Raw genomic sequence first — 18,938 nt, 5'->3', positions numbered from 1 at the left:
TACTCAATCTGACCAAATCGGCCAGAGAGAAGCGTCAGACCCCGGGCTCAACTCCACGTACTCCTGCGGTATGACGTGAGGAGGCGGCGCCTCCCCCGACCCGTAAGGGTCGACGGAGGCACCGCCTTCGATGCGCTCGGTCGGTCAACGCTGCACGAACACGTAGTCCGCCTGGTAGGGGACACCCACGATCGTCCCCGGCGAGCAGGACCCGGCCGGGGCGATACCGCCGACGGTGTTGAGGCGCAGGATCTCCTGCGTCCCTGCCAACAGACCGCGGTGCTTGCCGGACCGGGTGGCCTTGAGGTCGAGCTCCGGGATGTTCTTGTCGCCGTTCGGGGTCTTGGAGATCAGCGCGCCGGTGACCGCACTGCGGTCGGGCGCGACCCACTGGGGCGTACCCGAGTTGGGCTTCACGAACGAGTGTGCGATGTTGCCGCCGAGCAGGGCCGCGACGTCACGCTGGGCGAAGGCGTACCCGCCCCCCTCGACGGGCTTGCACTCGTAGATCTGCTTGCCCTTGACGACCGACGCCTGGAAGTTGTTCAGGGCGTGCCGGAAGTCGAAGGAGCTGGTGACCTTGTGGAGCTGGCCGCGGACGGCGCCGCCCGGGAACTCGGCGGTGTGCAGATTGGCGTAGAAGGAACCGGGGTCGGACTTCAGGGCGGCGAGCAGAGCCGCGTCCTCGACCTTGACGGTACCGACGACGCTGCGCCCCTTGATCTTGTCGAGCAACTTGCTGAAGTCGACCTTGACGCCGCCGTTGGTGCCCTTGGCGCCCTGGTGGATGTGGAGCAGGGTCGGCCTGCCGGTGCCGCGCCAGGTCACGGCGACGGACACCTTGTTGCCCTTGACCTTGATGAACTCCAGCGCCGCGCCGTCCTTGTCGCCGACGGCGGGGCCGGCCTGGACGGGCACCTCATCGGCGCCGCGGAGGCTGGTGGCGAGGATGGTGCCACCGCTGCCGCCCATGACGCCGCTCTGCGTGACGATGGTCTGGTCGCCGTGCGCGGAGTGGCTCATGCCGGCCATGCCGTTACTCGTGCCGTGGCTGCCGCTGTCGGCGACCGCCGGGATGACGGCGGCGGCGACACCGGCCGCGGCGGCCACCGCGACGCCGGTCAGGATCAGGCTCTTGCGACGCGTGGTGAACGTGGCGTTCGATCCCATGATTCTGTTTTCTCCCCGTATTTCAGCTGACACCCCCTGCGTCAGCCTCTGGGCATGAGTACGGACTGAATCCGACCCTGGACTCAATCCAACTATGTGACACCCGTCACACCACTCGAGGGGCAAGCGAAAACTCACCCAAATCCGTACATCTGAATGGCAGCAATTGGCATCGGCCAAGGGGGTCGCCATGCGGCACATCATTGGTTACGCGGCCACGGGCACCGCGCTGGTGGCGCTCACGCTCGCCGGGTGCGGGAGCGGAGGGAGCGGCGGCGGTGGCGCCACGAAGGCCGGCACCTCGACGGCGTCGGGGACCACGCTGACAGCCGCCGACGTCAAGAACGTCGGCACGGTCGTGACCGACAGCAAGGGTTTCGTCCTCTACCGCTTCGACGCGGACTCCGCGAACCCGACCAAGGTCACCTGCTACGCCGCGTGCGCCACGCTCTGGCCCGCCGCGACCGCTCAGGGCGCCATCACGACCAAGGGCATCGACAAGAACCTCGTCTCCACCGTGAAGCGCACCGACGGCACCACCCAACTCACCCTCGCCGGCTGGCCCCTCTACCGCTACAGCAAGGACGAGGAACCGAAGGAGGCGTACGGCCAGGGAGTCGACGGAACGTGGTTCGCGGCGACACCCACGGGAGCGAAGGCGTCGGGCGAGCCGGCGACGAACACGGGAGGATCGGGATACTGAGACAGCCGCCGCAGCAGTAGACATGCGCGCCGGGTGCCAGGGCGCCGGGTGCCGGGGCGCCGGGTGCCGGGGCGCCGGGTGCCAGGACGCCGGGTGCCGGGTGCCAGGACGCCGGGTGCCAGGGCGCCGGGTGCCGGGTGCCAGGGCGCCGGGTGCCGGGTGCCAGGGCGCCGGGTGCCGTCAGCCGTCCCAGTTGTGGGCAATCGTGCTGCCGGGGCGGCACAGGTGGGCACAGCGGCACCCCGTACAGCAGCGGGCCGCGCGCCCCACCCCGACGGCAACCCCACCGCCGGGCACCCGGAACGCAGACCTCACCCGGCCCGGTGCACCACCGCGTCGACAAGCTCCGTCAGCGCGGCCTTCGCATCACACTCCCGAAGCGGAGCCAGCGCGGCCCGCGCATCCTCCGCGTACCGCACGGTGTCCCGCCGAGCCTGCTCCAGCGCAGGGTGGACCCGCAGCCGGGAGAGCGCCTCGGCGTGTCGGGCGTCATCCGTCAGGTCGGAGTCGAGCAGCTCGCACAGCGCGATGTCCTCGGCGAGACCCAGCCGCTCCGCCCGCTCCCGGAGCCGCAGCACGGGCAGCGTAGGAATCCCCTCGCGCAGATCCGTCCCCGGCGTCTTCCCGGACTCGTGCGAGTCGGACGCGATGTCCAGCACGTCGTCCGCGAGCTGGAAGGCGACACCCAGCCGCTCCCCGTACTGCGTCAACACGTCCACGACCGTCTCGTCGGCCCCCGACATCATCGCCCCGAACCGGCACGCGACGGCGACCAGCGAGCCGGTCTTCCCGCTGAGCACGTCCAGGTAGTGGTCGACCGGGTCGCGCCCGTCGCGCGGCCCCGCGGTCTCCAGGATCTGCCCGGTCACGAGCCGTTCGAACGCCTCGGCCTGGATCCGGACGGCCTCGGGCCCGAGGTCGGCCAGGGTGTGCGAGGCGCGCGCGAAGAGGAAGTCACCGGTGAGGACGGCCACCGAGTTGCCCCAGCGGGTGTTCGCGCTGGGCACCCCGCGTCGCGCGTCCGCCTCGTCCATCACGTCGTCGTGGTACAGCGTGGCGAGATGGGTCAGCTCGACGACCACGGCGGAGGGCACGATACCTGGCGCGTACGGATCACCGAACTGCGCGGCGAGCATCACGAGCAGCGGACGGAACCGCTTGCCACCGGCCCGGAGGAGATGCTGCGCGGCCTCCGTAATGAAGGGGACCTCGCTCTTGGTGACTTCGAGCAAGCCCTCCTCCACAGCCGCCAATCCGGCCTGGACATCGGCTTCGAGAGCCTGGTCCCGCACGCTCAGCCCGAACGGCCCGACGACGGTCACGAGAGGTTCTCCTGTCTGCTGACGATCACATGGCGAACTCGGTCGATCATTCGGTCGATGACACGGTTTGTCGATGTGTCGCTGCCATCACTCAAGTCAGCGTATCCGGTCACGTTTCGATCACCACGAGCGCCCACCGTCCCCCCGCCCGACTTCGCTCCAGCAGCAGGTACCCCGCTCGCCCGGGCGATATCGGATTACGGGCGGTATGTTCTTGATCAGCTGATACGACCGGACATGCCACGCCCCATCCGGAGGGACCCCACCGTGTCCCGAAGCGCCGTCGAGAACGCCCCCGGCAGCCGGGAGCCGCCGGGTGACGACCAGGCCTTCTTCGGCGGGCCCAGGGGCCTGCCGGCCCTCTCCGGCCCGAAGGTCCCGGAGCGCCTCTCGTTCCTCGGCATGCAGGCGATCCCGATCCTGATTCTCTGCCTCTGCGCCACCGTCACCCACGGCGGCATGAGCGTGGGCACGGGCACGACGGCGCCCGTGTCGGCGGCGTACGGAACGCTCACCCACCTGGCCTCGGTCGCCGGCGGCCGGCTCACCGACGACGACGGGGGATTCTCGGCGGCGGCCATCGGAATGATGTTCGGTCTCCCCCCGTGCGTGGCGGGCCGCCGTCACCCGGCCGGACGCGGACACGCGGCGGAGCCCGCCCTCGGGCCCGGCACGATGCGCCGCGCGGTCCGCCCGATCGTCCTGGGGCTGCCGGCGGCCGCCGCACTCGCGGTGCTCCGCGCCGCCGCCGGACGGCCGACAGCGCGCTTCGGCGTGAACGGCACGATCGCCAACGCCTCGGGCCCGGCCGTGACGGCCCTCGCCCCCTGGCCGCGCAGCACGATGCACCCGGTCCACTGAAGCCACTGGGGTGACACTCATGCACATCCGTACGTCCTTCCCGTACGAGACCACTCACGAAGACCTCTGGATCCCGCTTCCGGACGGCACCCGCCTCTACGCCCGCGTCTGGCGCCCGCTGACCGACGAGCCCGTGCCCGTCCTCCTCGAATACCTCCCGTGCCGCCTCACGGACTGGACCGCGCCCCGCGACTGGCAACGCCATCCCTGGTACGCAGGCCACGGCTACGCCTCGGTCCGGGTGGACGTCCGCGGCCACGGCAACTCGGAGGGGCTGCCGACGGACGAGTACTCGGAGGTGGAGCTGGCCGACGGGGTGGAGGTCGTCAACTGGCTCGCGTCCCAGCCCTGGTGCACCGGCAAGGTCGGCATGTTCGGTATCTCCTGGGGCGGCTTCAACTCCCTCCGGATCGCGGCCCTCGCACCCGAGCCGCTCAAGGCGATCGTCACGGTCTGCTCGACGGACGATCGCTATGACAACGACGTGCACTACATGGGAGGTTCCGTCCTCGCCGTCGACATGCACGCCTGGGCGGCCACCATGCTCGCCTTCGCCTCCCGCCCGCCCGACCCGGTGCACGTGGGCCAGGTGATGTGGCGCGACATGTGGGTGAAACGCCTGCAGGCGGTGGACCCGCTCATCCATACCTGGCTGTCCCACCAGACCCGGGACGCGTACTGGCGGCACGGCAGCGTCCGCGAGGACTATGGCGCGATCCGGGCGGCGGTCCTCGCGGTCGGCGGCTGGCACGACCCGTACCGCGACACGGTGCTGCGGCTGGTGGAACACCTTCCGCGAGATCGCGTACGCGGCCTGATCGGTCCCTGGTCGCACCAGTACCCCGACCGCGGCCTGCCGCCCGGCCCGGCGATCGGTTTCCTCCAGGAGACCCTGCGCTGGTGGGACCTCTGGCTCCGGGACAAGGACACGGGCGCCCTGTCCACCCCCGTCCTGCGCTCGTACGTGATGGACGCGCACCTCCCGGCGACGATGTACCCGGAGCTCCCCGGCCGCTGGGTGGGCGACCCGGCCTGGCCCTCCCCCTCCGTCACCCCTGTCTCGTACGCCCTCCAGGGCGACCCGGTGGTGATCCGCTCTCCCCAGCACACGGGGGCGGACGCGGGCCGCTTCTTCCCTCTCGGGAACGACGCGGACCTGCCCCCGGACCAACGGGAGGAGGACGCGAGATCCGCCTGCTTCGAATTCGAAGTACCGGAGGAGACCTGGGTTCTGGGCCGTCCGAGAGTCCGGCTGCGGCTGACGTCCTCGGTTCCCCGGGGTCAGGTGATCGCCCGCCTGTGTGATGTGGCCCCCCACGGAGCCTCGACACTCGTCACCCGGGGTGTACTGAACCTGGCAAAGCGTCATGGCCGCGAACAGGCAATTCCCTGGAAGCCTGGTGCTACGGAGGAGGTGGTTTTCGACCTGAACGGCATCGGCTACGCGTTCCCGCCGGGCCATCGCATCCGCCTCGCCGTCTCCTCCGCGTACTGGCCCTGGATCTGGCCGCAGCCGGGCTCGGAGGTCGGTTTCACCCTGGACCCGACGGGCAGCCTGCTGGAACTCCCGGTAAGGACACGGGAGTCGACGCCCTCCATCACGTTCGAGGAACCGGAGCAGTCCGAACCGCTCGGGGTCATCGTCCCGACGACGCTGGACGAACCCCGCCCGGAACGCCTGGTGGTTCGCGACGTGGCCGCCAGCGCCTGGCGCCTGGAGGTCGACCCACGTTACGGCGGCACCCGCGTCTACCCCGACGGCCTCGAATTCACCGAGAACGCGCTGGAGACGTACACCATCAACGACTTCCACCCCCTCTCCGCTCGCGCCCGCTCGACGTGGTCGATCCGCCTGCACCGCCCGGACCTGCCCTGGGACGCGCGTATCTCGACGACCTCCGAAATCACCTGTGACGCGGAGGACTTCATCACCTCCAACGAGGTCATCTGCAAGGACGGCGACGAGGTGGTCTTCCACCGCACCTGGGAGAAGCGGATCCCCCGAACGGCGGGCTAGGCCCTGCCGTCGAACTCCCGCCTGCCCCGCGGCGCCCGCCCTCCGGGCGGACGACGGGAGTTCGACGACAGGCTCTAGAGGGCCGGGGCGCCGTAGGGAACCCTGAGCCCATGGCGCAGACACGGACCGAGGAATTCCTGATGGACCTCGACGAGGGCATGCTCGCGTACTTCCGCGAGATGGCCCACGAGATGGTCACGCGCTTCGGGATCTCACGGGCGGAAGCCGTCGCGAGGATCAACTGGGCATACCAGGGACGGAAGTTCGGGCCGTACCCCGACCTGATGTGCCACGAACTCCCCGAATACTGGGACTACGGCCTCTACTTCAAGCCCAACGCGGGCCGCCTCCCCGACGACGACCGCGACACGGGCCTCTGCGTGTGGGAAGTGCGCCCGGCTCCTCACCGGCATTCCCCGGCCTGGACTCTCGAAGCGTAATGTCCGAATTAAAAGCATTGCCGCTTTGATGCGCCTTGGTCGCGTGAATTGAGTCACGTCCGACTTGCCCCGGCGTCACACCTCCTGACCTCGATTCCCCCTTCGCGAAAGGCAAGTTGAGGATCACATTCCGCAATAATCGGGCATTTCATCCCTTCCTTTTTCGAGGTTAAAGCGGACAGAGCCATGAATTCGGGGCTTGTTCCCGACATGTGCTCTCGCATACGTTCGCCCCGATCCGAGCGGATCGCCGAATCCTGCCGCCGCTCGGAAACCCACCCACCCACGCACGGCAGGAGCGGGGGACCCAGGTAAGCCGCCGATCCGGACACCGGAACGGCTTGGGGTAAAGCCGCGCCCCCACGCGGCCGGGCACCTCCCGCCCGAACCCGACAGCTCACCTCGCAGGCGCCGGAGAGGAAGGTCGTCATGCCCGCACGAGGCCAGCACTGCCACCCCAAGCCCAACCCGCTCATCCGCAGCATGATCGCCGCAGGCACGGGCGGAGTCGCGCTCACACTCCCCCTTGTGTGCGCGACCGGCGCGCACGCCGCCCAGCCGACGCAGGTGACGCAGGTGACGCAGGCCACAAAGGCCGCCACAGTCACGATCTCCGACGTCCAGCTCGTCACCTACAAGGTGGTCGCGGGCGACACCCTGTCCAAGATCGCGCAGAAGTACCCGCAGAGCGGCGGCTGGCAGAAGCTGTACGACGCCAACCGCGCGGTGATCGGTGCGAACCCGGCGATCCTCCCCCCGGGCCTGACGCTGACGGTGGGCACGAAGACCGTGAAGCTGGGCTCGGCGCCCAAGGCGAGCACCACGTCCGCGACGCCGGCCGCCCCCGCCTCCACGAAGACATACGCCAACAATCTGGACGGCTGGATCAAGCAGTCACTGGACATCATGGGCAAGGCGCACATTCCAGGCACCTACAACGGCATCCACCGCAACGTCATGCGCGAGTCCTCCGGCAACCCCCGAGCCATCAACAACTGGGACTCCAACGCCGCTGCCGGCATCCCGTCCAAGGGCCTCCTCCAGGTCATCGACCCGACCTTCAAGGCGTACCACGTCCCCGGCACCTCGATGGACCCCTACGACCCGGTCGCGAACATCACGGCCGCCTGCAACTACGCGGCGGCGAAGTACGGCTCGATCGACAACGTCAACGGCGCCTACTGAGCCACGCTCTCGCGGGCCCTCCCCTGGGCCCCGAAGAGCCGCTCCAGCACCACCGCGATCCCATCCTCCTCGTTCGACAGGGTCACCTCGTCGGCCACCGTCTTCAGCTCCGGGTGGGCGTTGGCCATGGCGACGCCATGGGCGGCCCAGTCGAACATGGGGATGTCGTTGGGCATGTCGCCGAAGGCGAGGGTGGTGGCGGGGCTGAGACCGAGGTGGGCGGCGGCGAGGGCGAGCCCCGTCGCCTTGGTCACGCCGCATGGCTGGAGTTCGACGGTACCCGGCCCCGACATGGTGACCGTCGCCAGCGAACCGACCACTCCCCGCGCCGCCGACGCCAACTCGTCGTCGGACAGCGAAGGGTGACGGAGCAGCACCTTGCTGATGGGCTCCGACCAGAGGTCGTCGCGGCGCGGCACCCGCACGGCCGGCAGCGTCGGATGCGGCATGACATATCCCGGCTCGATGAGCGTCAGGCCGTCCACACCGTCCTGGTCCACCGCCGCGTAGAGCAGCCCGACCTCCGCTTCGATCTTGCCGAGCGCGGTTTCCGCCAGCTCCCTGTCCAGGGTCACCGACCACAGCAGACGGTGCGCCCCGGCGTCGTACAACTGCGCCCCCTGCCCGCACACCGCCAGTCCCTGGCCGCCGAGTTCGTCCAGCAGCGGTCGGACCCTCGGCGCCGGCCGTCCCGTCACCACCAGATGCTGGGCACCCTCGGCCGTGGCTCTCGCCAACGCGGCGCGCGACCGGTCGGAGAGTGTGTCGTCGCCGCGCAGCAGCGTTCCGTCCAGGTCAGTGGCGATGAGTGAATATGCAGTCGGAGCGGCCATGATCCGAAGAATACGGATCGAACGTCTCATCGGCCCGGCGTGAACCGGACGACGTCCGGTATCCCGTCAGCAACGCCGTTCACCGCACGGACGGTATGGGCGGTACGGGCCTTATCGGCCGTACCGGCCGTGGGTGTTCCACTCCCGTCCACACCGACGCAGGCCACCATGTCGACGTCCAACGGCCGTTCCAAGATGCGGAGTTGGCCTGCCGCGAGCCGCGGGCGGGACGAGGGCCCCGAGCCGCACCGATGTGATGCGACGGTCAGGGGGCGCACCCATCGGCAAGGGCGCCCCCTGCCCCCGACTCACCCGTGCGCAGCCACCAAGTGCTTGGCCAGCCGCGGTGAAGCGAACTCCGTCCCGCACACGAACCGCATCACCGTCCCGTACGAGGCCGCCGCCGGCAACCCCGTGAAGTACAACCCGGGCACGGACGACCGATACCCCGCGCCGAGTTTCGGCGTCCCCCGGCTGACCGCGAGCTCGGTACGGAGCTCGTGTCCGAGGAAGTCCATCGAGGCGATGTCGACGCGATAGCCGGTCGCGGCAATGACGTGGTCGGCGGACAGCTCCTCGGTCCGGCCGCCGTGGGTCTGGACGGAGAGGACGGGGTGGCCACCGCGGGCGTCCGCGCGGACGATCCGGGACACCTCGCGGACATCGACCTTGCCCTCGAAGCGGTCGCGCAGCCACCAGGCGCCGAGCGGACCGAGCACACGGCGGACGAGGTAGTGCCGGGCCTGCGCGGGCAGATAGCGGTAGGGCTGCGGGTAGTAGCTCAGTGCCCACAGGGACCAGGCGCGACCGAAGGGTGACTCGGGACGCAGCCTGGGCTGCTGCCACGGGGGTGCGCCGAAGTCGACGGCGCCCTTGCCACGGGACACCACCCGCACCTGCGCTCCCGCCTCCGCCGCGAGCGCGGCCGTCTCCAGCGCGGACTGGCCCGCGCCGACGACGATGAGCTCCTTGCCCGAGAACCGGGTCAGGTCATGGTTCTGGGAGCTGTGGGAGACAGGGCCCGTGGGGGTGGGTCCGTCGGCCGCCGCTGCCGCGAGTTCGGCGGGCAGATGGGCGAGTCCGGACAGACCGGTGGCCACCACGACCGCCCGCGCCGTGAACAACTCCCCTGAACCCAGCTTGAGTTCGAAGCCGCCGGAGCCATTACGGCCGTCCTTGCGGTCGACCGAGACGACCCGCACCCGCTCCAGCTCGGGCACCAGCTTCTGCTGGAACCACTCCCCGTACGCGATGAACGTCTCGACCGGGATGATGTCCTCGTCCGTGACCAGCCGCGGTATCCCCGCCGCGTCGCAGTAGTCGACGAGCGTGTGCCCGCGCTGCGGGGCGTCGACGCTGGAGGCGACCGGGGTCGACTTGAGGAGCATCCCCTCGGGCATGTGATCGCGCCAGCTCACCATGGGCTCGCCGAAGACACGCACCGGGACACCGCGCGCCCGCAGATGGGCGGCGGTGGACAGGCCGAATGGCCCGGCACCAATGACTGCTACCGGATGAATCACGAAGTCCCCTCCCCAGGACGTACTACGTCTACTTCGCGGTGGAACTGTTGGTGCTGCCACGGCGGTTGGTCCGCCACAGCTGATACAGATGCTTCGCGCCCGGCCGCACGAAACGCGCGAGCATCGTGAAGAACGGCCGCAGGTCGTCACCCGCGAGCCACGCCAGCTCCGTACCGCTCGCGCGAGCCGGCGCGTGCGGTGTCGTATAGCCGCTGCGCCGGTAGGCGAGCAGGGCCGGCAGGTCGATGTTCTCCACGATGTAGCGGTGACCGGCCCGCTGTTCCCCCTCTGGAACGGTGCGCCCGGTCAGATCCAGATGCATGGCACGGACGACGTCGATCCCCGACTCGTTCTCGAAGAGCCGGAACTGCGCGCCCATCCGCGGGTTGAAGTCAAGGAGCTTGTACTGTCCGTCGCGCCGGTCGAAGCGCAGGTCGAGGTCGATGACGCCGCTGAAGCCGATCTGTTTGATGAAACGCGCGGCGAGGTCCGCGAGTTCCGGATTGTCGACGACGTACGCATTCGCCGTCATTCCCGCGTGCGGCGGCCAGGAGCGGACTTTCACGCCCGTGAACATCGCGAGCGGCGTCGAGTCCGCGGCGAAGTACGCGTGCACGATCCAGTCCTCGGCCTCCTCCCTCGGCAGGTACTCCTGGAGGATCACACCCGGTTGCGCGCCCCAGTCCCGGGCGAGCGTCAGCAGCCCCTCGCGGGTCGCGATCCGCGTCGTCCCGTTCACCGCAGGCCGGCTGCGACGCACGAACGCCTCGCGGTTCTTGGCGACGAGCGGGAAGCGGGCGCTCTCGGCGAACGCGACGATCTCCTCGTACGACTGGGGAAAGGCCGCCTGCGGGCTGGGGATGCCGTGTTCCGCGCACAGTTCGTGCAGCCCCTGCTTGCTGGCGAGGCGGCGCGGCAGCTTGGCGTCGACGCGCGGAAAGAGAAAGCGGTTCCCCAACTCGTCCTGGTGCTCGGCGATCAGCACGGCGGCCTCTTCGTCCGTCGGGACGAGCACCGTCGGCCGCCCGATCCGCCGCCCGATCCGCAGTAACCCCTCGACGAGCCGCTCCGGTTCCTCCGTCCCGGTGGTCGGCCAGACGAAGGCACGCCGCAGATAGCGCGAGGCCGCAGCGGGCGTGTAACGGTCCTCGGTGATCGCATACATCGGTATGCCGAGCCGGCCCAGACTGCGGATGGCGCCCACCCCACCGTGGTGCAGCGGGTAGTCGCCGAACTTCACGATGAGGCCCGGAACCTCCCGGTCGGCGTCGACCGGCACACTGCTGGAGTTCCTGGCCACGGGTCCCCCCACGCGTCCCCCCTACGGACCGGACCCACCCCGTCCGTGTCCCCAAAGGGACGCTAAGCCGGAATTGCCACGTCCGACAAGACCAATTCGGACATTGCAAACTCTTTAGGCACTGCCACAGCATGGTCACTCCCCCGTAACGTGTGCCCCGACCACATGGAACACATGAATCACATGGCGAGTACAAATCCGAAAGTGAGGCAGCACCCGATGCCCCCCTTCGATGTCCCCGAGGGCGATCCCTTCGGCCCGCACAACCTTCCGTACGGCGTCTTCAGCCGGGTGGGCTCGTCCGAGCGAACCGTCGGCGTCCGGCTCGGCGACCACGTACTCGACGCGGGCGCGGCGGCCCGCGCTCTCGGCTCCCCGTACGCCGAGCTGCTGGCGCAGCCGACCCTGAACCCGCTGCTCGCGGCGGGCCGCACCGCCTGGTCCGACGTACGGCGCGCGCTCACGGCCTGGGTGACGGTCCCGGCCCACCGGGAGACCCTCGCACCCCACCTCCACCCCCTCTCCGAGGTGACCCTGCACCTCCCCTTCGAGGTGGCGGACTACGTCGACTTCTACGCCTCCGAGAACCACGCCCGGAACGTCGGCCAGATCTTCCGTCCCGACGCCGCCGACTCCCTCACCCCCAACTGGAAGCACCTGCCGATCGGCTACCACGGCCGCTCCGGCACGGTGGTGGTGTCCGGCACTGAGGTGGTCCGCCCGTCGGGCCAGCGCAAGCCTCCCTCCGACACCGCTCCCACCTTCGGCCCTTCCCTCCGCCTGGACATCGAGGCGGAGGTCGGCTTCGTGGTCGGCACCCCTTCGCCCATGGGCTCCCCCGTGCCCCTCTCCGCCTTCCGCGACCACGTCTTCGGCCTCTGCCTCCTCAACGACTGGTCGGCCCGCGACATCCAGGCATGGGAGTACGTCCCCCTCGGCCCCTTCCTCGGCAAGTCCTTCGCCACATCGGTGTCGGCGTGGATCACCCCGCTCGACGCACTCGAAGACGCCCGGGTGGCGCCCCCGGCCCGCACACACCCCCTGCTCCCTTACCTCGACGACTCCTCCGAAGACCCCGGCGGCTACGACCTCCGCATCTCCGTCGCGATCAACGGCCACGTAGTCTCCGAACCCCCCTTCTCCACCATGTACTGGACCGCCGCACAGCAGCTGACCCACATGACGGTCAACGGCGCCTCCCTGCGCACCGGCGACCTGTACGGCTCCGGCACCGTCAGCGGTCCCGCCGAGACCGAACGCGGTTCCCTCCTCGAACTCACCTGGAACGGCCGCGACACCCTCGCCCTCCCCGACACCAAGCGCACCTTCCTGGAGGACGGCGACGAGGTCACCCTGACGGCGTGGGCTCCAGGGCCGGGCGGCACGCGAGTAGGCCTCGGCGAGGTGACGGGTCGAATCACACCGGGCGCCTGAAGAGGACACAGCCTCGACGCCTGGGGGCCAACAGGGCGGTCATCGCGGCGGCGCACGGGAAGCGCTGGGCCCCGGCCCGAGCCCCGCGGTACGGGGGTGCCGGGGTCTCAGCCCCCACGGGTGCAGTAGACGCCGAGGTCTGAGCGTCAACGGATCCGGGAGACGCCAGGGTCTGAGCGCTCACGGGTCCAGGAGACGCAGGACCTCAACACCCACAGATCCGCGAGACGCCAGGACCTCAACACCCACAAGCCCGGGTGACGCCGGGGCCCTGGCCCCCACGCGCCCGCAGCCGCCCACGCACGGAAGGGTCCGTGCCGGTACGGACGTCAGGGCGTATGCGCCGCGGGCGCTCTGACCGTCGCCGTCGTCGCTGCGGGCAATGGTGCCGCCGCGTCGGCACCGGTGGGCGCAGCGGCACCTCTCAAGCGTCGGGCTGCACACCCCACCCTCACGCCGAAAGCGATGCCGAGCGCCCTTGCGCGGCGCTGCGAGGGCACCGGCGCCCAGGGGGATGCCGCGCCCCTATATCCAGTCCTCCGGCTCCGGTTCCGCGTCCATCTCGGGCCAGTCCGGATCCGGTGCCTCGCCGGTCGCCGGAGCCGGAGTCGCCCCGGGAGCGCCGCCCAGTCCGGCAAGCACCCCCAGCACCCCTTCCCCATACGTCGCCAGCTTCTTCTCTCCCACGCCGCTGATGGTGCCCAGTTCGGCCACCGAGGTGGGCCCCACCGCGGCGATCTCCCGGAGTGTGGCGTCGTGGAAGATGACATACGCGGGGACGCCCTGCTCGCGGGCCTGTTCGGCGCGCCAGGAGCGCAGGGCTTCGAAGGCGGGGACGACCTCGGGAGGCAGTTCGGCCACAGGGCCCTTGGGTTTGCGCTCGCCCCGGCCCGAGCCCGAGCCGGACCCCGACCGGGAGGTCACCGGCTTCGGCGGCTCCTTGCGCAACGGCACCTCGTGCTCGCGCCGCAGCACCGTCCCACTGGCCTCGGTCAGCACCAGCGTCCCGTACTCGCCCTCGACCGCGAGCAGCCCCTGGGCGAGCAACTGCCGTACAACACCCCGCCATTCGGATTCGGACAGCTCCTCTCCGATGCCGAAGACGGACAGCTGATCGTGGTCGAACTGGATCACCTTGGCGGTCCGGCGACCCAGCAGGATGTCGACGATCTGGACCGCGCCGAACTTCTGTCCCCGCTCACGCTGCAGCCGCACCACCGTGGACAGCACCTTCTGCGCCGCGACCGTGCCGTCCCAGGTCTCGGGCGGTGTCAGACACGTGTCGCAGTTGCCGCACGCGGGGGTGTGCGGGTCCTGGCCGAAGTAGGCCAGGAGCTGGGAGCGCCGGCACTGGGCCGTCTCGCACAGCGCGAGCATCGAGTCCAGATGGGCGGCCGCCCGGCGGCGGAACGCCTCGTCGCCTTCCGAGCCCTGGATCAGCTTGCGCTGCTGGACCACGTCCTGAAGGCCGTACGCCATCCATGCCGTGGACGGCAGTCCGTCACGGCCCGCACGGCCCGTCTCCTGGTAGTAGCCCTCGACGGACTTCGGCAGGTCGAGGTGGGCGACGAACCGCACGTCCGGCTTGTCGATGCCCATGCCGAAGGCGATGGTGGCGACCACGACCAGTCCCTCTTCGCGCAGGAAGCGCGACTGGTGGGCCGCACGGGTGCCCGCGTCCAGCCCCGCGTGGTACGGAACTGCCTCGATGCCGTTGCGGGAGAGGAACTCGGACGTCTTCTCCACCGAGTTGCGCGAGAGGCAGTACACGATGCCCGCGTCGCCCGCGTGCTCCTCGCGCAGGAAGGACAGCAGCTGCTTCTTGGGGTCGGCCTTCGGGACGACCCGGTACTGGATGTTGGGGCGGTCGAAGCTCGCCTCGAAGTGCCGGGCCTTCGGCATGCCGAGGCGCTGGGTGATCTCCTTGTGCGTCGCGCGAGTGGCCGTGGCCGTCAGCGCGATCCGCGGAACCTCGGGCCAGCGCTCACCCAGCAGCGACAGCGCCAGATAATCTGGGCGGAAGTCGTGGCCCCACTGGGCCACGCAGTGCGCCTCGTCGATGGCGAAGACGGAGATCTTCGCGCGCGACAGCAGGTCCAGCGTCGTGTCCAGACGGAGCCGCTCCGGGGCCAGGTAGAGCAGGTCCAGCTCCCCTGCCAGGAACTCCGCCTCCACCACCCGCCGCTCGTCGAAGTCCTGCGTGGAGTTCATGAACCCGGCGCGCACGCCCAGCGCGCGCAGCGCGTCCACCTGGTCCTGCATCAGCGCGATAAGCGGGGAGACCACGACGCCCGTGCCCGGTCTGACCAGCGCGGGAATCTGGTAGCAGAGCGACTTGCCGCCACCCGTCGGCATCAGGACGACGGCGTCACCGCCCGTCACCACATGCTCGATGATCGCTTCCTGCTCGCCGCGGAAGGCGTCGTACCCGAAGACCCGGTGGAGCGTGGCCAGTGCCTCGCTGTCGCCCAGTGTCTCCGTCGTGTCCGCTCCGGTCATCGCACCTGCCCCGCCCATCCCGCTCATCGCCCGTCGTCCCCCGTATGTCGTGCTTCGCCCACGACAGCCACCATAGGGCCCCGCACCGACAGCCTCAGAGTTATCCACAGGCTGCAACCGGACGGCTTCGGTACGCACCGGCGCCCGGCCCCTCGCGCTGCCACGGACACGCCCTGTCGGCGTTCAGCCCGTCGGCCCCTTCCGCATGGCGACCCCTCGCGACCGCGGACCGATGCCCGGCCACACCGCCACCATGCCGATCCACTACGACCTGCACGCTGGCTCTACAAAGGCAACCCCCACGGCCTGTTCGACCGGTGGAATCCCACGGTGAAGTGCCCAGCCGACACAGCCCCCTCGACACACTCCGCCCACTGAACGTGCTGCGGGCCCCGCTCCCGAGGAGGGAGCGAGGCCCGGCACCTGCGCGGTTCAGCGGACGAAGACCCCCGCCTGGCCTGCGAGGTCGAGGAAGTACTGGGGCGCCACACCCAGCACCAGCGTGACCGCCACACCCACCCCGATCGCCGTCATGGTCAGCGGCGACGGCACGGCCACCGTCGGCCCTTCCGGCCGCGGCTCGCTGAAGAACATCAGCACGATCACTCGGATGTAGAAGAACGCCGCGATCGCCGACGAGATCACACCGACCACGACCAGCGGGCCCGCGCCGCCTTCCGCCGCCGCCTTGAAGACGGCGAACTTTCCGGCGAAACCGGAGGTCAGCGGGATGCCCGCGAAGGCCAGCAGGAACACCGCGAACACGGCCGCCACCAGCGGGGACCTGCGTCCCAGCCCCGCCCACTTGGACAGGTGTGTGGCCTCGCCGCCCGCGTCCCGGACGAGCGTCACGACGGCGAAGGCGCCGATCGTGACGAACGAGTACGCACCCAGGTAGAAGAGAACGGACGAGACGCCGTCGGGCGAGGTCGCGATGACACCCGCGAGGATGAAGCCCGCGTGGGCGATCGACGAGTACGCCAGCAGCCGCTTGATGTCGGTCTGGGTGATCGCGACGATCGCACCACCCAGCATGGTGACGATCGCGACGGCCCACATGACGGGCCGCCAGTCCCAGCGCAGGCCCGGCAGGACGACGTACAGCAGACGCAGCAGCGCGCCGAAGGCGGCCACCTTCGTCGCCGCCGCCATGAAGCCGGTGACCGGTGTCGGCGCGCCCTGGTAGACGTCCGGCGTCCACATGTGGAACGGCACCGCGCCGACCTTGAACAGCAGGCCCATGACGACCATGGCCGCGCCGATCAGCAGCAGCGCGTCGTTGCCCATGGTGCCGGCCAGCGGCGGGTCGACATTCGTGATCGTGCCGTCGACGACCTGCGCGATCGTCGCGTACGACACCGAGCCCGCGTAGCCGTAGAGCAGGGCGATGCCGAAGAGCGTGAACGCGGAGGCGAAGGCGCCGAGCAGGAAGTACTTGACCGCGGCCTCCTGCGACATGAGCCGCTTGCGGCGGGCCACGGCACACAACAAATACAGGGGCAGCGAGAAGACTTCCAGGGCGATGAACAGCGTCAGCAGATCGTTGGCCGACGGGAAGACCAGCATGCCGCCGATCGCGAAAAGCAGGAGCGGGAACACCTCAGTGGTGGTGAACCCTGCCTTCACGGCGGCCTTCTCGCTGTCACTGCCGGGCACGGAGGCGGCCTGCGCGGCGAACGAATCGACGCGATTGCCGTGCGCCTCCGGGTCGAGCCGCCGCTCGGCGAAGGTGAATACGCCGAGGATGCCCGCGAGCAGGATCGTGCCCTGCAGGAACAGGGAAGGGCCGTCGACCGCGATCGCGCCCATCGCCGCGATGTGCGCCTTGGTGGTGCCGTATCCGCCTGCCGCGAGCGCGACGACCGCGGCGAACGCGGCCGCGAGTGCGACGACGGAGACGAATACCTGGGCGTAGTAGCGCGACTTGCGCGGCAGGAACGCCTCGATCAACACCCCGACGATCGCCGCGCCGATGACGATCAAGGTGGGCGACAATTGCCCGTATTCGATCTTCGGCGCGTCGATCTTGGAAATCGGATCGGTCGCCGTTGTCCACAGGCTGTGGACGGCTGCTGTGCTCACTTGGCCGCCTCCACCTCGGGCTTGGGGTCCTTTTGCTGGACGTCGGACATGGTCTGCTTGACCGCCGGATTGACGATGTCGGTGACCGGCTTCGGGTAGACGCCCAGGAAGATCAGCAGTGCGATCAGCGGGGCGACCACCAGGAGCTCACGCACCCTGAGGTCGGGCATCTCGGCGACCTCCGCCTTCACCGGGCCCGTCATCGTCCGCTGGTAGAGGACGAGTGTGTAGAGCGCGGCGAGGACGATGCCGAAGGTGGCGATGATGCCGACGGCCGGGTAGCGCGTGAACGTGCCGACCAGGACCAGGAATTCACTCACGAAGGGCGCGAGCCCGGGGAGCGAGAGGGTCGCCAGGCCGCCGATCAGGAAGGTGCCCGCGAGCACCGGGGCGACTTTCTGCACCCCTCCGTAGTCGGCGATCAGACGCGAACCGCGCCGCGAGATCAGGAAGCCCGCCACCAGCATCAGGGCGGCGGTCGAGATCCCGTGGTTGACCATGTAGAGCGTCGCGCCCGACTGGCCCTGGCTGGTCATCGCGAAGATGCCCAGGACGATGAAGCCGAAGTGGGAGATCGACGCGTACGCGACCAGCCGCTTGATATCGCGCTGGCCGACCGCGACCAGCGCCCCGTAGATGATGCTGATGAGCGCCAGCACGAGGATGACGGGCGTCGCCCACTTCGACGCCTCCGGGAACAGTTGGAGGCAGAAGCGGAGCATCGCGAAAGTGCCGACCTTGTCGACAACTGCCGTGATCAGTACGGCTACCGGGGCGGTGGCCTCACCCATGGCGTTGGGCAGCCAGGTGTGCAGCGGCCACAGCGGCGCCTTCACCGCGAACGCGAAGAAGAAGCCCAGGAAGAGCCACCGCTCCGTGCTGGTCGCCATGTGCAGCGAACCGTTGGCGCGGGCCTGCACGATCTCCGGGAGCGAGAAGTTTCCGGCCACCACGTAGAGACCGATCACCGCGGCCAGCATGATCAGACCGCCGACCAGGTTGTAGAGGAGGAACTTCACGGCGGCGTAAGTGCGTTGCGTCGCCGCCGCCTTGTCGCCGTGCTCGTGGGCACGGTCCCCGAAGCCGCCGATGAGGAAGTACATCGGGATGAGCATGGCTTCGAAGAAGATGTAGAAGAGGAAGACGTCGGTGGCCTCGAAGGAGATGATCACCATCGCCTCGACGGCCAGGATCAGGGCGAAGAAACCCTGGGTCGGCCGCCAGCGCCTGCTTCCGGTCTCGTGCGGGTCGGCGTCGTGCCAGCCCGCGAGGATCACGAAGGGGATCAGCAGCGCCGTGAGCGCGATGAGCGCCACCGCGATGCCGTCCACCCCGAGCTCGTACCGCACCCCGAAGTCCTTGATCCAGGCGTGGGATTCGGTGAGCTGGTAGCGGTCGCCGCCGGGATCGAAACGCACCAGGATGACGGCGGCGAGCACCAGGGTGCCGAGCGAGACGAGCAGCGCCAGCCACTTGGCGGCGACGCGCTGCGCGGCCGGCACAGCAGCCGTGGCGATCGCCCCGAGGGCCGGGAGCGCCGCCGTCGCTGTCAGCAGAGGAAAGGACATC

At 69.6% G+C, this 18,938-nt stretch carries 13 protein-coding genes, 1 pseudogene and 1 riboswitch; of the genes and pseudogenes, 6 read left to right on the top strand and 8 right to left on the bottom strand.

Translation table 11 applies throughout. The features are described from left to right. Window positions 1–144: 144 nt before the first annotated feature. Complete coding sequence (locus tag OG390_RS30565) at window positions 145–1,170, bottom strand: CHRD domain-containing protein (protein WP_406172663.1); 1,026 nt, start codon at window positions 1,168–1,170, stop codon at window positions 145–147. Between the two features lie 190 nt (window positions 1,171–1,360). Here OG390_RS30565 and OG390_RS30560 point away from each other — a divergent pair, with 190 nt between their 5' ends. Next, window positions 1,361–1,873: a hypothetical protein gene (locus OG390_RS30560; RefSeq protein ID WP_406172662.1), complete on the top strand. Its 513-nt coding sequence runs from the start codon at window positions 1,361–1,363 to the stop codon at window positions 1,871–1,873. Between the two features lie 311 nt (window positions 1,874–2,184). Here OG390_RS30560 and OG390_RS30555 read toward each other — a convergent pair whose 3' ends face one another. Then, window positions 2,185–3,195 (bottom strand): polyprenyl synthetase family protein, encoded by a 1,011-nt coding sequence (locus OG390_RS30555; RefSeq protein ID WP_399083857.1) that lies wholly within the window; start codon window positions 3,193–3,195, stop codon window positions 2,185–2,187. A gap of 237 nt (window positions 3,196–3,432) precedes the next feature. On the opposite strand from OG390_RS30555, the pseudogene OG390_RS30550 reads away from it, so the two are divergent. From OG390_RS30550 to OG390_RS30535, 4 genes and pseudogenes are all read left to right on the top strand, one after another. Beyond that, window positions 3,433–3,948 (top strand): annotated as a pseudogene (locus OG390_RS30550) (hypothetical protein); the annotation flags it as partial. A 127-nt stretch (window positions 3,949–4,075) separates the two neighbouring features. Continuing rightward, the gene (locus OG390_RS30545) at window positions 4,076–6,073 is read left to right on the top strand and encodes a CocE/NonD family hydrolase (protein ID WP_406172661.1); all 1,998 of its coding nucleotides are present in this window, start codon (window positions 4,076–4,078) and stop codon (window positions 6,071–6,073) included. Between the two features lie 110 nt (window positions 6,074–6,183). Continuing rightward, on the top strand, window positions 6,184–6,513 hold the full coding sequence (locus OG390_RS30540; protein WP_406172660.1) for a hypothetical protein: 330 nt from the start codon (window positions 6,184–6,186) through the stop codon (window positions 6,511–6,513). 238 nt (window positions 6,514–6,751) lie between these two features. Further along, window positions 6,752–6,939, top strand: a riboswitch (cyclic di-AMP (ydaO/yuaA leader). A 3-nt stretch (window positions 6,940–6,942) separates the two neighbouring features. After that, window positions 6,943–7,698, top strand: a complete 756-nt coding sequence (locus tag OG390_RS30535; protein WP_406172659.1) for a transglycosylase SLT domain-containing protein — start codon at window positions 6,943–6,945, stop codon at window positions 7,696–7,698. Here the strand turns inward: OG390_RS30535 and OG390_RS30530 are convergent. From OG390_RS30530 to OG390_RS30520, 3 genes are all read right to left on the bottom strand, one after another. After that, window positions 7,692–8,531 carry an HAD family hydrolase gene (locus OG390_RS30530; RefSeq protein WP_406172658.1) on the bottom strand — a complete coding sequence of 280 codons (840 nt, stop codon included), beginning with the start codon at window positions 8,529–8,531 and terminating at the stop codon, window positions 7,692–7,694. The two genes, OG390_RS30535 and OG390_RS30530, sit on opposite strands and share 7 nt — an antisense overlap. A gap of 308 nt (window positions 8,532–8,839) precedes the next feature. Beyond that, a complete protein-coding gene (locus tag OG390_RS30525) occupies window positions 8,840–10,054 on the bottom strand; it encodes an FAD-dependent oxidoreductase (protein WP_406172657.1) in 1,215 nt (404 codons plus the stop codon). A 28-nt stretch (window positions 10,055–10,082) separates the two neighbouring features. Further along, the gene (locus OG390_RS30520) at window positions 10,083–11,354 is read right to left on the bottom strand and encodes an ATP-grasp domain-containing protein (protein WP_406172656.1); all 1,272 of its coding nucleotides are present in this window, start codon (window positions 11,352–11,354) and stop codon (window positions 10,083–10,085) included. 219 nt (window positions 11,355–11,573) lie between these two features. Between OG390_RS30520 and fahA the strand changes: the two genes are divergently transcribed. Continuing rightward, complete coding sequence (fahA, locus tag OG390_RS30515) at window positions 11,574–12,788, top strand: fumarylacetoacetase (protein ID WP_406177928.1); 1,215 nt, start codon at window positions 11,574–11,576, stop codon at window positions 12,786–12,788. Between the two features lie 525 nt (window positions 12,789–13,313). On the opposite strand, the gene recQ is transcribed toward fahA, so the two are convergent. The 3 genes from recQ to OG390_RS30500 all read right to left on the bottom strand — a co-directional run bounded on the left by recQ (window position 13,314) and on the right by OG390_RS30500 (window position 18,937). After that, a complete protein-coding gene (gene recQ, locus OG390_RS30510; protein WP_406172655.1) occupies window positions 13,314–15,314 on the bottom strand; it encodes a DNA helicase RecQ in 2,001 nt (666 codons plus the stop codon). Between the two features lie 405 nt (window positions 15,315–15,719). Next, window positions 15,720–17,369 (bottom strand): NADH-quinone oxidoreductase subunit NuoN, encoded by a 1,650-nt coding sequence (nuoN, locus tag OG390_RS30505; protein WP_406172654.1) that lies wholly within the window; start codon window positions 17,367–17,369, stop codon window positions 15,720–15,722. Next, the gene (locus OG390_RS30500) at window positions 17,366–18,937 is read right to left on the bottom strand and encodes an NADH-quinone oxidoreductase subunit M (RefSeq protein ID WP_406172653.1); all 1,572 of its coding nucleotides are present in this window, start codon (window positions 18,935–18,937) and stop codon (window positions 17,366–17,368) included. The genes nuoN and OG390_RS30500 overlap by 4 nt, the downstream gene beginning before the upstream one ends. Window position 18,938 lies beyond the last annotated feature (1 nt).

The sequence above is a fragment of the Streptomyces sp. NBC_00996 genome (genome assembly GCF_045162675.1).
GTDB lineage: Bacteria > Actinomycetota > Actinomycetes > Streptomycetales > Streptomycetaceae > Streptomyces.
This window is presented reverse-complemented; position numbering and strand designations above follow the sequence as displayed.

What these genes read in the sequence shown, in the direction of transcription:
- OG390_RS30565 (WP_406172663.1), bottom strand. Translation starts at nt 1,170, where the DNA reads ATGGGATCGAACGCCACGTTCACCACGCGTCGCAAGAGCCTGATCCTG.
- OG390_RS30560 (WP_406172662.1), top strand. Translation starts at nt 1,361, where the DNA reads ATGCGGCACATCATTGGTTACGCGGCCACGGGCACCGCGCTGGTGGCG.
- OG390_RS30545 (WP_406172661.1), top strand. Translation starts at nt 4,076, where the DNA reads ATGCACATCCGTACGTCCTTCCCGTACGAGACCACTCACGAAGACCTC.
- OG390_RS30540 (WP_406172660.1), top strand. Translation starts at nt 6,184, where the DNA reads ATGGCGCAGACACGGACCGAGGAATTCCTGATGGACCTCGACGAGGGC.
- OG390_RS30535 (WP_406172659.1), top strand. Translation starts at nt 6,943, where the DNA reads ATGCCCGCACGAGGCCAGCACTGCCACCCCAAGCCCAACCCGCTCATC.
- OG390_RS30530 (WP_406172658.1), bottom strand. Translation starts at nt 8,531, where the DNA reads ATGGCCGCTCCGACTGCATATTCACTCATCGCCACTGACCTGGACGGA.
- fahA (WP_406177928.1), top strand. Translation starts at nt 11,574, where the DNA reads ATGCCCCCCTTCGATGTCCCCGAGGGCGATCCCTTCGGCCCGCACAAC.
- recQ (WP_406172655.1), bottom strand. Translation starts at nt 15,314, where the DNA reads ATGAGCGGGATGGGCGGGGCAGGTGCGATGACCGGAGCGGACACGACG.
- OG390_RS30500 (WP_406172653.1), bottom strand. Translation starts at nt 18,937, where the DNA reads ATGTCCTTTCCTCTGCTGACAGCGACGGCGGCGCTCCCGGCCCTCGGG.